Source organism: Anaerococcus senegalensis JC48, from assembly GCF_000321005.1.
Classification (GTDB): Bacteria; Bacillota; Clostridia; order Tissierellales; family Peptoniphilaceae; genus Anaerococcus; species Anaerococcus senegalensis.
In genome coordinates this window covers 534,134-547,544 of record NZ_HE578907.1, presented here as the reverse complement: position 1 = coordinate 547,544, position 13,411 = coordinate 534,134, and the positions used below count along the sequence as shown (strand labels likewise).

Sequence of the window (13,411 nt, the reverse complement as noted above, 5' to 3'; positions counted from 1 at the left end):
AAATATAGTTCAATATTATTATCTAAGTATCGTCATGTAATAATAAATAAAGAAAATATTAATCTATTATATTTCACTTATTAAATTAATTGATTTATTTATACTCATTTATATCTTTTAATTGAATTATTTGTTATACTATATCTATCATGTCTTTTAAAAAGATTAATTTTAATAGGAGGAAATATAAATAAAAAAACAAGTGCAATTATAGTATGTATTCTTATAGGAATAGTTGCAACTTTTTTAGCTGGATTACAAAATTTTGTTGGAGGACCTATGATAGGTCTTTTAATTGGTATGGTTATTGTAAATCTTATGCCTAAAATAGATTCTGAATTTAAAGCTGGAACAAGTTTTGTTGGTAAGAAATTTTTAAATTTCGGTATTATTTTGGCAGGAGGAACATTAGATTTTGCTCAAGTTTTAGGATTTGGGGTAAAGGCTATGCCACTAATTTTAACAAACTTATGTCTTGCTTTTACTGTTGCAAATTTTGTTGGTAAAAAATTTGAATTATCAAGAAATACAAAAATTTTGGTTGGATCAGGTACTACAATTTGTGGAGGAACAGCAATCGCTACTCTTTCCGGAATTTTAAAGGCAAAAGAGGAAGAAATTGCCTATGCGATGACAGCTATTTTCTTATTTGACGTTATAGCTGCCTTATCTTACCCTTACCTTGCAGGTGCAATTGGTCTTTCACAAAATCAATTTGCATTTTTGGCAGGAACTGCAATCAATGATACTTCATCAGTAGCGGCAGCTGAATCAACTTATAACGCATTAAATGGAGTAAATTTAAATAATGCTATAACAGTAAAACTTGCTCGTACAACTGTACTTATACCATTAGCTTTGGTAATTACAGCCCTACAAGTTAAAGAATCTTCACATAATTCAGAAAATATATCTATTGGAGAAAGTTTTAAAAGATCTTTCCCACTTTTTATTGTAGGATTTTTACTTATGGCTCTTTTAAATACAATGGGAGTTTTTGAAATTTTACCATATAAGGGAGCAATTTTTGGACCTGCTTACAAATTTTTTGTAACAGTTGCCTTAGCAGGTGTAGGTTTTAAAATTAAATTTAAAGATTTATTTACAAAAGGACTAAAACCAATTATCACAGGTAGTTTAACCTGGTTAGTTGTGGCTACTTCTTCAATGATTTTCATTCATGTATTTGAAGGATTTATAAATAGTCTTTAGATTATAAAACAGCTTAGAGATAACTAGGCTGTTTTTTTTATTAGAAATTTTATCAGTTACAAGCTATTTATGGGTATAAAAACTAATAAACTTGATATATTCTTTGATAATTATAAAAAAAGAAAGGTAGATAAATTGATAAAATATGAAAATGTATCTATGTCCTATACAGGCGATGTTAAGGTATTAGATAATTTAAATTTTGAAATTAAAGAAGGAGAATTTTTTGTAATTGTTGGTCCCAGTGGTAGTGGGAAAACAACTACATTAAAACTTATAAATAGGTTAATAGAACAAAGTGAAGGCCATATATATTTTAATGAAAAAAGATTAAAAGATTATCCTTTAAGAGATCTAAGACTTGATATGGGATATGTTCTTCAGCAAATTGCACTTTTTCCTAATATGACAGTTGGAGAAAATATTTCTCTTATTCCAGAGATGAAAAAGATGGATAAGAAGAAAATAAAAGAAATTGTAGAAAGGCTTTTGAAAAGTGTAGATTTAGATCCAAAAGATTATAAAAATAGACTTCCAGAAGATCTATCCGGTGGTGAAAAACAAAGGATAGGAATATTGAGGGCAATTGCTGCAAATCCAAAAGTTTTATTAATGGATGAGCCTTTTTCTGCCCTAGATCCAATCAGCAAAACCAGTCTTCAAGATTTGATTAAAAAAATCCATGATGATTTTAAAATTACAACAGTTTTTGTAACTCACGATATGGATGAGGCCCTAAAACTTGCTGATAGGATTTGTGTAATGAAGGATGGTAAGGTTATTCAAATTGCAAGCCCATCAGAGATAATTAATAATCCAGAAAATAATTTTGTTAGTGAATTTTTTGATAATGAAAAAAGGATAAATGATGAACAATTTAGTTAATACCTTTATAGAAAGAAAATCAGACTGGCTTGAGGCCTTATTTGAACATTTACAAATTTCTATGATTTCCCTAATAGTATCTATTTTAATTGCAGTACCTCTAGCTATTTTTTTATCTCATAGAAAAAAATTGAATGAGTGGGTTTTACAAATTACGGGAGTTTTTCAAACAATACCTTCCTTGGCCCTACTAGGTCTTTTTATTCCCTTTATGGGAATTGGAAAAGTTCCTGCAATTACAGCCCTTGTAATCTATGCACTTTTTCCAATTTATCAAGCGACAATTACAGGATTTTCTGAAATTGATCCATCACTAGAAGAGGCAGCAACAGCCTTTGGGATGAGTAAATGGGAAAAGTTAAAAAAATACAAGCTAAGCTTAGCTATGCCAATAATTATGTCAGGAGTTAGAACTTCTGCCATAATGATAATTGGAACAGCTACTCTTGCTGCCCTAGTTGGAGCAGGAGGACTTGGATCTTTTATTCTTTTAGGAATTGATAGGAATGATTCAGCCCTAATTTTATTAGGAGCTATTTCTTCAGCCTTACTTGCAATTTTATTTGGATATTTAATTAAATCATTAGTAAATAAAAAGCCAATAAATATTTTGATGTCCTTAATTGTTACTATAATTATTACGATAATGAGCTTGTTTTCCTTTGGTAAAAAAGATAATAAGCTCACAATTGCAGGAAAATTAGGAGCTGAACCAGAAATTTTAATTAATATGTACAAAGAATTAATTGAAGAAAATTCTGATATTAAGGTAGAAGTTAAGGCGAATTTTGGAAAAACTAGCTTTTTGTATGAGGCTTTGAAAAACGGAAGTATAGATATGTATCCAGAATTTACTGGTACAATTACTAATTCTTTATTAAAAGAAGATGTGGGTAAAATATCTAACAATCCTGAAAAAGTTTATAAAAAAGCGAGAGATAAGATATATGACCAAGATAAATTAGTATATTTAAAGCCTAGCAAATTTCAAAACACTTATGCCTTAGCTATAAAAGAAGATTATGCAAAAGAAAACAATATAGAAAAAATTTCTGATTTAAAAAAGGTAGAAAATAATGTTATTGCTGGATTTACTTTAGAATTTAATGACAGAGAAGATGGAAATAAGGGTTTAAAATCCTTGTATGGTTTAAATTTTGATGTAAAAACAATGGAGCCTGCCCTAAGATATACAGCAATTTCTAATGGATCAATTAATTTAACAGACGTATATTCAACCGACAGTCAAATTATCACTAACAAATTAAGGGTATTAGAAGATGACAAAAATTTATTCCCACCTTATCAAGCGGCTCCTCTTTTAAGAAAAGAAACAATAGAAAATCATCCAGAATTGAAGGAAATTTTGGAAAAACTTTCTGGAAAAATTACATCAGAGGAGATGACAAAAATGAACTACCTTGTAGATGTAGAGGGAAAGTCAGCAAAAGATGTTGCAAGAGATTATCTAAAGGATAAGAAATTAATAAAGTAATATTTTAGGAGAAGGCTATGGAACTAAAAATTTCACTTGGATTTTTAATTTTTTCAATCTTACTTGTTACTGTTTTTAAGTCTAAATTTAAGGGGGATATAGGGGAGATTGCCCTTGCCTTAAATGTTAAAGATCTTGATAAAAATAAATACAGAAAAATAAATGATATAAAATTAAAAAATACATCTAATCATACAAAAACTAGCCAAATTGATCATTTGATTATTTCAACTTATGGAATTTTTTGTATAGAGACAAAGGGATATAAGGGAAAAATATATGGCAAAGAATTTTCTAAGGATTGGGTACAATATTTATCAAAACAGAAAAATCACTTTATGAATCCAGTTTTACAAAATTATGGTCATATAAAGGCTGTTGAAAATATTTTAAAAAATTCTTATCCAAATATGAGGTATTTTTCAATAATAGCCTTTTCTGCAGAGGCAAATCCAGATTCAATTGAAGTAAAAAAAGCAAAAATTTGTAAAATTTCAAAGGTGAATGATTTAATAAAAGACTTATCCAAAGATGAAATTCTAAAAGAAGAAGACTTGGACAAGATTGAAATCTTAATAAAGGAAAATAAATCATACCAATCAGATTTTTCTCACACCAGGGATATAAAAAAGCTAAAAAAAGAAAATAAGAAAAAAATAGAAAATAATATATGTCCAAGGTGTGGGGGAAAATTAGTTGAAAAAGAAGGGAAATATGGAAAATTTATAGCTTGTTCCAATTTTCCTAAATGTAGGTTTGTTTATAATAAAAATAAGAAAAAATAATTTGAGCGAAAGAATTTCTTTCGCTTTTTTAATTGACAAAAATTTATATGAAAGTATTATAGTTCTAAATAGAACTATAAGGAGGATTATATGCACTTTTGGGATCAGCATAAAAATATTACAAATTATTATGAAAAATTAACGAGTTCAATTTGCCAACAATATAAACTAACCCAATTGGAATATGATATTTTAATGTTTTTATATAATAATCCAAAATATAATACAGCAAGCGATATAGTAAGAATTAGAAAATCTACCAAATCACATGTTTCTACATCATTAAAAAATTTGGAAAATAAAAAATTGATTTTTAAAAAACAAAACAAAGAAAACAGAAAATATTATGAAATTTTTCTTTTAGAAAAAGCAAATATAATAATCCAAAATGGCAAAAAGATACAAGAGCAATTTATAGAAGACTTGTTTGAAGGAATAAGTGAAGATGATATGGTGATTTTTAAAAAAGTTTTTGATAAGATTTGCAAAAATGCAGATTTTCATTTAAAAAGCTAGGAGATATTATGTTTAAGGTTAAAAGCAAAAGCTTACTAATTATTGCAGGTCTTGTTTGGTTAATAGCTGGATTTAATGTTGCAAGACTTGGGCTAATTTCATTTTTTACAATAGAGAAAAAATTTAATTTATATATTTTTTCCCTTATTATATTTATTTTATTTGGATTTATGTTTTATAAGATGACTAAAAAACATACAAAGAGGATATTGGCTTATAAGAGAAAAATATATTTTTGGAAATTTTTTGATAAAAAATCTTATTTAATAATGGCCTTTATGATGGGAGGAGGCATAGGACTCAGGTCAATGAAAATTTTGCCAGATTATTTCATTGGATTTTTCTATACAGGACTTGGCTTTTCTTTGGCACTCGCAGGACTTATTTTTATAAAAAATTATTTTTCAATAATAAAGGAGAGATAAAAATGAAAGAAAAAAATTATAAAATGAAAATTTTTGATATTTTTGAAGTGATTTTTGATATAGGATACTTAATTTTTGACCTAATTGGAGGAATTTTATTTTTTATATTTTCAAAGGGTGAAAAATTATTTATTCTATATGGGATTTTAACTCTTATCCTATGCTTTGGGGATGCCTTTCACCTTATTCCAAGGGTAAAAAAATCCTTATTTGGCATAGATGAAAAAACTAAAAAACAAATGGGCTTTGGCCTCCAAGTTTCATCTATTACTATGACAATATTTTATATTTTGCTCTTATATATATGGAAAGAAACTTTTAAAAATTTAAAAGCTCCAACCATAATAGAAATTTTAATATGGCTTAGCGCACTTATTAGGATATTTATTTGTTTATTACCCCAAAATAATTGGACCAGTGGAAATGAAAATAAGACTCTTTCTATAATTAGAAACTCAGTATTTTTAATCTGTGGACTTGGAATAATAATCCTCTATACTATATCTGGAAACATATTTGGTTTGAGGATGTACAGGATGGTTTGGGCAATAATTATTTCATTTGCTTGTTATTTACCAGTAACCTTATTTAGTAAAAAATATCCCAAAATTGGTATGCTAATGATACCAAAAACATGCTCTTATATATGGATAATCGTAATGGGCCTTAAATATTATTTTATTAAAATTTATTGGAAAATTTTATAATTAAAATGATTTCATATTTTCGAATCATGATATATTTTTATTAAAAATCTTTTTCAAATATAATTTACTTGTTAAAAAATATACACAAGTATATAATATAAGTGTAAAGGAAATAAAAAATTTAAAAGGAGAAATTTATGAAATTATTAAGAGCCATGCGCGAACCACTAAAGTATGTACAAGGTAAGGATGCTTTGTTAAAATTTCACGAAGAAATGGAATATATGGGAAAAAGATGGTTATTTATTTGTTCTAATAGTGGGTATAAATCTTGTCATGATAAGATAGAAAAATCTTTCGAAGGATTAGATGACTTTAGACGCTATGAAATTTTTGGTGGAATTTCTAGTAAGGGCGAGATTGAAAAAATGAAGAAAATTGTCGAAGATGACAAGATTGATACAGTTGTTGCAGTTGGTGGTGGATCTGCAGTTGATACTGCAAAGGCTACAGCTTATTATGCAAAAAAACATATAGTAATAGTTCCAACAGTAGTTGCTACAGATGCTCCTTGTACTGGACTTTCTGTAATCTATAATGATGATGGATCTTTTGATTCTTATTTATTTTATCCTACAAATCCTGATGCAGTTTTGGTTGATAGCCAAGTTATAGCAAACGCACCCGTAAAATTTTTAATAGCAGGAATGGGTGATGCTTTGGGAACTTATTTTGAAGGAAGAGCATCTATAAGAACGGAATCACCAAGTTTGGAAGGAACAGGAATTACAAGAACAGGCCTTGCAATTGCAAAATTGTGCTATGAAACTTTAAGAGCATATGGATCACAAGCTATAAAAGCATGTGAAAATAATGTTGTAACACCAGCTTTAGATGCAATAATTGAAGCAAATACATATATGTCAGGAGTAGGTGCAGATAATGTAAATTGTGCAGCAGCACACTCATTTTATAATGGTTTAACATCATTAGGTGGACACGAAGCATATCATGGATCTTGTGTTGCTTTTGGTACACTAGTTCAATTAGTTTTAGAAGGCGTTTCAAAAGAAGAATTTGAAGATGTTCAAGGATTTTGCCTAGAAGTAGGTCTTCCAGTTACTTTAGAAGAACTTGGAGTTAGCACTGATGAAGAAATTAAAACTATAGCAAAAAATGCATGCGTTGAAGGAGAAACAATTCACAATTTAGCAGGAGATGTTACTCCAGATGAGTTGTACGCCGCAATAATTGCAACTGATGCATTAGGGAAAGAAGTTTTAAATAAATAATATTATTTACTTGAATAATTTAAAAATAAAAGTTTTGACCTTATTAATAATGTCAAAACTTTTATTTTATTTTGATTTAATATTTGATTATTCTATATTATAAAAATTATTTATCAATGAATGAAATTGCTTGCCTTTTTTTCTTATGGGTATAGTATTGGTAAGAATTTGAAAGGGGGATATAATGAACCAATACAAAATGGTTAAGGATAAATTAGATGAATTAAATATTGAATTTAAATAGTTGAGCATCCACCTGCTTTGACAACAGAAGAAGCTGATAAATTTATAGAAGGACACGAGGGTGTTCGTACTAAATCAATGTTTTTAACTGACAGAAAAAAAAGAAATTTTTATTTAGTTATTTTAGATGATTATAAAAGATTAGACATGGATCTTTTTAAAGGTATAGTTGATGAAAAAAAATAAAAATGGCATCTGAAAATTCTTTGATGGAAAAAATAAACTTCCATCAGGAACAGTTTCTTCTTTTGGTTTATTAAATTCTTCTTTTGGTTTATTAAATAATGAAGACAATTATATTAAATTTTATATTGATAAAGAAATTTCAGATCAAGAAATAATGACTTTTCATCCAAATACAAACAAAAAACTTTATTTATAAAAACAAAAGATTTGTATAAATTTTTAGATAATATAGGATATGAAGTAAATATTATAGAATTATAGCTTAAAGGCATCTGTACTTAAATGCTTTTTATTTCTTTATTTTAAATAATTTCATTATTTTATGGATTTTTTGTAATATAAAATTGGTTTTAAAAAATCTAGTTTTTATGAAAAGATGAAAAATGGAGAAGAAAGTTAAAAGATATAGAAATTTAAAATATATTATTCTATTAGTTTTCACTTGTTTTATTATAAGTTTGGGTTCTAATAAATTTTTGAAAACTGACTTTAATGATTTGCCAAAATTATATAGACAAGTTATAAAAGAATATTGTAAATTTCAAAAAAGTGATAATAAATTTTGGAAAGATTATAAACTTGAAGAGAAGGATGTATTAATATTTAATAAGAACATTCTAGGAAATTTATATTTGCTTACTAAAGATAGAAATATTAATTGACTATTTGTCAAAAAAATTAAAACTGATAATAGTAAAATAAATGTATATAGAATAAGCAAAATTCATCCAAAAAGATTTGAGTATTAGATTGGAAATTTTAATACTGAAGACAAAAATTATAATATTTTGGGAAAAGATAATATTTTTATGTAAAATATGATCAAGATTCTATTAGTAAAAAATATTCATCTTATCATTTTTTAACTTTTTTAAGTCATGAGGCTTTGCATTATTATATGCAAAAAGATTGGGAGGATTTAACTTTTAAGGGATATTCTTATAAAGATGAGCAATTGGATTTGTTGGATAAAGAGTATAAAGTTTTAGGAAAAATTAAAAATGCTCTTGATGATAATGCTAATAAAAATACTTTAAAAAATTTGGGTAAAGAATATTTAAAGGTAATGGATGAAAGGTTTGAAAAAACTGATCCTTAAAAAGCCCAAGCTGAAATTTTTGAAGAAACAATGGAAGGGACTGCAAATTATGTATCGATAAAGCCAGCAAAAATTGTTGAATATGATTATGGGATTTTGTATTTTGATAATACAAAAAATGTAAAATTTGACCAAATAGTTCCTACAATAAAAAAAGGAGAAATTAATCAAAGTATAATCGGAGAAAAAATAGTTTACGAATCTGGAGCACTTTTGTGCCAATATTTGGATAGGATTGAAGTTAAAAATTGGCAAGAAAAATTAAATAATAAGGGTAAAAAAGATATAAGCTTATATAGTATTTTAAAAGAAAATTTAAATTAAGGAGTTTTTATGAAAGATGTAAAAAAAATTTCTATACAAGAAACTTATGGTGAAAGATTTCAATATTGTTGGGGATGTGGTCCCAAAAATGACCATGGTTTACATTTAAAATCTTTTCCAAGCGAGGATAAAAAAACTGTTATGGCAAAAATTATTCCATATGAAATCTATACAGGAGGAGTTCCTCAAAATTTATTTGGAGGAATGATTGCAATGATTTTTGATTGTCATGGAACAGCATCAGCGGCATATTTTGCTCATATCAATAAAGGGTTGGTATTTGATAAGAATACGATAATTGGAAGATTTATAACAGCAAGACTTGAAGTTGATTTTAAAAAGCCAACTCCTATGAATGAAGAAATTGAAGTGATAGCAAAACTTGAAGAACTTGGACAAAGAAAAGCAATTGTAAATATGGAAATGATAGCCAAGGGAGAAATTCGAGCAAAAGCAAAAATGGTTGCAGTAGCAGTAAAAGATAATATGTAAAATAAACCCGCCTATATTTTTTGAAAATTATTTAAAATATATAGGCGATTTAACACAAGTTAATATAAGCCAATTGACAAAAGCAATGGATATGTCAATTTCAGGAATTGCAGGAGTATTTCATATATTGATGGCATTAGGATTTTACTTTTTATTTAAATCTTTAAAAGTTATTGTAAAATAAAAATTAAAAAAATATTTAAACTTATTAATTTATTGATACCTGTAAATTTTTGATCATTAATTGTATATATATTGATATAGAGTAAATTATTAATAAATAATTAGAAATAATTAGTAAAAATATATTTTATTCTTAAATAAAGTTAAATTTTTTATTTTAATTATTTCTAAGTTAAAATTTAATAAATATTTATAAAAAAACTAATCTAAAGTGAGGTCAAAAATGTCTAATGAAAATAATGATATTACATCATTTGCTAAAAACCGTGGAGAAGTAATTGTAAAAACAAGTATTATTGGAATTTTAACTAATGTTTTCTTGGCGGTTTTTAAAGCTATACTAGGAGTCTTTGTAAATTCAATTGCTTTGACTTTGGATGCAGTAAATAATTTATCAGATGCTTTATCATCAATTGTTACTATTATAGGTGAAAAATTTGCAAGCAAATCTCCTGACAAAAAGCATCCAATGGGTTATGGTAGAATAGAGTATTTGTAATCTATGGTTATATCTGCACTTGTTCTTTATGCAGGTATAACATCCCTAGTTGAATGTATAAAAAAAATAATTAATCCAAGTCAAGCTTCTTATACTAAACTTTCAATTTTTATAATAGCTTTGGCAGTAATTGTAAAATATATACTAGGGAAATATGTCAAAGAACAAGGGGAGAAAGTAAACTCTACAGCATTAATAGCTTCTGGAAAAGACTCAATGTTTGACTCTATTTTATCATTTTCAGTTTTTGTTTCAGCTATAATTTACATTGTTTTTAATATTTCTTTAGAAGCATATGTAGGAATAATAATTTCAATATTTATGATAAAAGCTGGATTTGAGATGATTGGATCAACAATCGATGATTTAATCGGACATAGAGCAGATAGTAATAAAGTAAAAACATTAAAAAATATTATAAGTAGAGAAGAGGTAGTTATTGGAGTATATGATTTAGCTTTATTTAATTATGGTCCAAATAAATATTATGCTTCAGCATACGTTGAACTTGAAGATACAATGCAGGTAGACGAAGTTGATGAATTAACAAGAAAATTACAATATGAGATATATAAAAAAACAGGAATTATTTTAATAGCACTTGGTATTTATTCATTTAATACAAAAAATAAACAAGCAAGCAAAATTAGAAATACAGTTGAAAAGGAAATTTTAAAAAATGATTGGGCATTACAAGTGCATGGTTTTTATGCAGATACAAAAATAAAAACAATGAGATTTGATGTAGTATTGAGTTTTGATATAAAATCGGAAGATGCTATAAAAAAAATCAAAAAAGAAATAGGGAAACTTTATCCTGATTATACAATACAAATTGTAGCAGACCTTGATCTTTAAAATATTTGTATTAGAATACTAAAAATTATTAAACACCTATAACAAAAAAATGTTTTAGGTGTTTTTTGTTAAAATTTAATAAAATAGTCTATTATTTGTATTTACTTTATCATAATAATATATAAAATTAAATAGAGGATAAATTGACAAATTATTTATTATATTATAGAATAATTCTATGATAAAAATTAACATTTAATTTTATTTAAATAATTAACAAAAAGGAGAAAATAATGAAAAAAAATAAATCAATTAGACTTCCTTCATATATTGAAGCTATTTTACCAATTATTACTATGGTTTCATTAATGATTTATATATTTGTTTTTGCAAAAAAAGAAGTTAATGGAAAATTAGAGTCTATCTATGATAGTGCCCATATGCCTTTAATTTGTGGAATTATTATATCGTGTTTAGTTGGAATGAAATGTGGTTATTCATTTAAAGAAATGCTTTCAGGAATGATTGATAGAATTACTACAACTTTAGACGCAATTTTAATTTTATTGACTGTTGGTTTATTAATTTCTTCATTTATGATTAGTGGAACTATTCCTGCTTTAATTTATTATGGACTAGAATTTTTAAATCCAAAATTATTTTTACCGATTGGTTGTATTATTACGGGAATTGTTGGTCTTGCATGTGGTTCTTCTTGGACTGCTACAGCAACTATTGGAATAGCTTTTATGACTATTGGTCAAGGTCTTGGAATAAATCCTGCAATTACTGCAGGAATGGTAATTTCAGGTGCATATATAGGAGATAAATTTTCTCCTTTATCTGATACTACAAATCTAGCTGCAGCAGTTTCTAAAACTGATTTATTTGACCACGTAAGAGCAATGGTTTCTTCAACTGGTCCTGTTTTTATAATTTCACTTTTTATATACACAATGTTAGGACTAAGAGCAAATGTTATTAATTATGATCCTTCAGTTGCTGAAGGAATAAAAACATCACTCGCAAATAATTTCAATTTAAATCCTTTAGTTTTACTTCCTATTTTAATAATAGTCTTTGTATGTGTACTAAGAATTGAAGGACTGGCTGGTGTAATGATATCTGTATTTGTTGGAATTATTTTTTCTCAAATTTTTCAAGAAACAAAGACACTTGCCGAAATATTTTCTATCCTACACTATGGACCTGAAATTGAAACTGGAAATAATTTTGTAGATCAAGCGCTTGCTAAAGGTGGAATGGACAATCAAATGTGGACTATAAATTTGATTTTATTGGCTGTTTCTTTTGGAGGAGCTTTGGAAAAATCAGGAGTTATAGAAAAACTATTTTCAAAATTAAAAGAAAAAATCAATTCCATTGGTGGACTTGTATTTACAACTATGACAACTTCAATTTTTTGCGATGCAACTATGTGTGATCAATTTTTAGGAATAGGGGTTCCAGCTCCACTTTATGAAGATAAGTATGATGAGATGGGTCTTTCAAGAAATTATCTTTCAAGAACTTTGGAAGATGCCGGTACATTGTGGGCAGTAATGTTTCCATGGACTGCTTGTGGTGCATATCAAATGAAAACTTTAGGAGTTAGCCCTATATATTATTTTCCTTTTGCATTTGTAAATCTATTAAATCCACTTTACGCTCTTTTAACAGCATATTTTAAAAGAAATATATTTTGGGCAGATGGATCATACACTAATATTTTTGGTAAAACAAAAATGAAAAAGAAAGCTAGGTGTCCTAAGGAAATAGAAAAATATGCAGTTTCGCGATTAAATAAAATGAGACTTGAAGGTAAAGCTCCTAATATTTCTAAATAATTTTAGAATAAGGTAAGTTTTTATAGTGATTTGAGAATTATTTAATAAATTTGATATATTAATTTTATTAAAGTATATTTTAATTATAAATTACTTGTAGATACTTTGAAATTTTTAAATTTATAATTTTAAATGGAATTTAAAATAGCGTGGATAAAGGAGTAATAATGAAATTAAAAGATTTTAAGGAAAAAGACCAAGCTCAAATAGAAAAAGGACTTTCTACTGCTCAAATTAGCGATAAGGAAGCAGGAGATAAAATACTTTCTCTTGTTCCAGAAGAATGGATTAAAAAGATTCCTTTTTTTGTTAGGAAACATTCTACAACAAAAGCAGTAGAAAAAATTGCAAATGAACATCCTGATCTTTATGAAATAGCAAAAAAACCTGGAGATTTACCAGAAAAAGAGAAAGAAGAGCTTAGAGAAATTATAACTAATCTTTTTAGAGAAAAAATGGAAAAACATAATATTAAATAAAAAA

General features: G+C 26.8%; 15 protein-coding genes and 1 pseudogene. All 16 read left to right on the top strand.

The window, feature by feature from the left end; all coding sequences use genetic code 11:
• Nucleotides 1–135 precede the first annotated feature (135 nt).
• The 16 genes and pseudogenes from ASHG_RS02830 (at nt 136) to ASHG_RS02760 (ending at nt 13,407) form a co-directional block, all read left to right on the top strand.
• The gene (locus ASHG_RS02830) at nt 136–1,212 is read left to right on the top strand and encodes a YeiH family protein (RefSeq protein WP_316244687.1); all 1,077 of its coding nucleotides are present in this window, start codon (nt 136–138) and stop codon (nt 1,210–1,212) included.
• 69 nt (nt 1,213–1,281) lie between these two features.
• Nucleotides 1,282–2,097: an ATP-binding cassette domain-containing protein gene (locus ASHG_RS02825; RefSeq protein WP_244264240.1), complete on the top strand. Its 816-nt coding sequence runs from the start codon at nt 1,282–1,284 to the stop codon at nt 2,095–2,097.
• Entirely contained in the window at nt 2,081–3,592 is a 1,512-nt protein-coding gene (locus ASHG_RS02820; protein ID WP_040397408.1) for an ABC transporter permease/substrate-binding protein, read from the top strand. Before ASHG_RS02825 ends, ASHG_RS02820 begins: the two co-directional genes overlap by 17 nt.
• A gap of 17 nt (nt 3,593–3,609) precedes the next feature.
• Nucleotides 3,610–4,377, top strand: coding sequence for an NERD domain-containing protein (locus tag ASHG_RS02815; RefSeq protein ID WP_040397406.1), 768 nt, complete (start codon nt 3,610–3,612; stop codon nt 4,375–4,377).
• A gap of 90 nt (nt 4,378–4,467) precedes the next feature.
• Nucleotides 4,468–4,893 (top strand): MarR family winged helix-turn-helix transcriptional regulator, encoded by a 426-nt coding sequence (locus ASHG_RS02810; protein WP_040397405.1) that lies wholly within the window; start codon nt 4,468–4,470, stop codon nt 4,891–4,893.
• A gap of 8 nt (nt 4,894–4,901) precedes the next feature.
• Nucleotides 4,902–5,318 carry a hypothetical protein gene (locus ASHG_RS02805; RefSeq protein ID WP_040397403.1) on the top strand — a complete coding sequence of 139 codons (417 nt, stop codon included), beginning with the start codon at nt 4,902–4,904 and terminating at the stop codon, nt 5,316–5,318.
• 2 nt (nt 5,319–5,320) lie between these two features.
• On the top strand, nt 5,321–6,025 hold the full coding sequence (locus tag ASHG_RS02800; protein ID WP_051145865.1) for a hypothetical protein: 705 nt from the start codon (nt 5,321–5,323) through the stop codon (nt 6,023–6,025).
• A 137-nt stretch (nt 6,026–6,162) separates the two neighbouring features.
• Nucleotides 6,163–7,257: a glycerol dehydrogenase gene (locus tag ASHG_RS02795; RefSeq protein ID WP_040397402.1), complete on the top strand. Its 1,095-nt coding sequence runs from the start codon at nt 6,163–6,165 to the stop codon at nt 7,255–7,257.
• A gap of 261 nt (nt 7,258–7,518) precedes the next feature.
• Nucleotides 7,519–7,686: a YbaK/EbsC family protein gene (locus tag ASHG_RS09310; RefSeq protein ID WP_244264239.1), complete on the top strand. Its 168-nt coding sequence runs from the start codon at nt 7,519–7,521 to the stop codon at nt 7,684–7,686.
• A gap of 383 nt (nt 7,687–8,069) precedes the next feature.
• Nucleotides 8,070–8,348 (top strand): hypothetical protein, encoded by a 279-nt coding sequence (locus ASHG_RS09305; RefSeq protein ID WP_244264238.1) that lies wholly within the window; start codon nt 8,070–8,072, stop codon nt 8,346–8,348.
• A 236-nt stretch (nt 8,349–8,584) separates the two neighbouring features.
• Nucleotides 8,585–8,785, top strand: coding sequence for a hypothetical protein (locus ASHG_RS09300; RefSeq protein WP_244264237.1), 201 nt, complete (start codon nt 8,585–8,587; stop codon nt 8,783–8,785).
• Nucleotides 8,786–8,815: 30 nt separating this feature from the next.
• The gene (locus tag ASHG_RS09295; RefSeq protein WP_244264236.1) at nt 8,816–9,109 is read left to right on the top strand and encodes a hypothetical protein; all 294 of its coding nucleotides are present in this window, start codon (nt 8,816–8,818) and stop codon (nt 9,107–9,109) included.
• 9 nt (nt 9,110–9,118) lie between these two features.
• Nucleotides 9,119–9,601 (top strand): hotdog domain-containing protein, encoded by a 483-nt coding sequence (locus ASHG_RS02780; protein ID WP_040397401.1) that lies wholly within the window; start codon nt 9,119–9,121, stop codon nt 9,599–9,601.
• A gap of 406 nt (nt 9,602–10,007) precedes the next feature.
• Nucleotides 10,008–11,141, top strand: a pseudogene (locus ASHG_RS02770) (cation diffusion facilitator family transporter).
• Between the two features lie 233 nt (nt 11,142–11,374).
• Complete coding sequence (gene nhaC, locus ASHG_RS02765; RefSeq protein WP_040397400.1) at nt 11,375–12,928, top strand: Na+/H+ antiporter NhaC; 1,554 nt, start codon at nt 11,375–11,377, stop codon at nt 12,926–12,928.
• Between the two features lie 167 nt (nt 12,929–13,095).
• Nucleotides 13,096–13,407, top strand: coding sequence for a hypothetical protein (locus ASHG_RS02760; protein ID WP_040397398.1), 312 nt, complete (start codon nt 13,096–13,098; stop codon nt 13,405–13,407).
• Nucleotides 13,408–13,411: the final 4 nt, after the last annotated feature.

Bases quoted from the DNA above. Each gene is read 5' to 3' on its own strand.
- ASHG_RS02825 (WP_244264240.1), top strand. From the start codon at position 1,282: ATGGGTATAAAAACTAATAAACTTGATATATTCTTTGATAATTATAAA.
- ASHG_RS02820 (WP_040397408.1), top strand. From the start codon at position 2,081: ATGAACAATTTAGTTAATACCTTTATAGAAAGAAAATCAGACTGGCTT.
- ASHG_RS02815 (WP_040397406.1), top strand. From the start codon at position 3,610: ATGGAACTAAAAATTTCACTTGGATTTTTAATTTTTTCAATCTTACTT.
- ASHG_RS02810 (WP_040397405.1), top strand. From the start codon at position 4,468: ATGCACTTTTGGGATCAGCATAAAAATATTACAAATTATTATGAAAAA.
- ASHG_RS02805 (WP_040397403.1), top strand. From the start codon at position 4,902: ATGTTTAAGGTTAAAAGCAAAAGCTTACTAATTATTGCAGGTCTTGTT.
- ASHG_RS02800 (WP_051145865.1), top strand. From the start codon at position 5,321: ATGAAAGAAAAAAATTATAAAATGAAAATTTTTGATATTTTTGAAGTG.
- ASHG_RS02795 (WP_040397402.1), top strand. From the start codon at position 6,163: ATGAAATTATTAAGAGCCATGCGCGAACCACTAAAGTATGTACAAGGT.
- ASHG_RS09305 (WP_244264238.1), top strand. From the start codon at position 8,070: ATGGAGAAGAAAGTTAAAAGATATAGAAATTTAAAATATATTATTCTA.
- ASHG_RS09300 (WP_244264237.1), top strand. From the start codon at position 8,585: ATGCAAAAAGATTGGGAGGATTTAACTTTTAAGGGATATTCTTATAAA.
- ASHG_RS09295 (WP_244264236.1), top strand. From the start codon at position 8,816: ATGGAAGGGACTGCAAATTATGTATCGATAAAGCCAGCAAAAATTGTT.
- ASHG_RS02780 (WP_040397401.1), top strand. From the start codon at position 9,119: ATGAAAGATGTAAAAAAAATTTCTATACAAGAAACTTATGGTGAAAGA.
- nhaC (WP_040397400.1), top strand. From the start codon at position 11,375: ATGAAAAAAAATAAATCAATTAGACTTCCTTCATATATTGAAGCTATT.
- ASHG_RS02760 (WP_040397398.1), top strand. From the start codon at position 13,096: ATGAAATTAAAAGATTTTAAGGAAAAAGACCAAGCTCAAATAGAAAAA.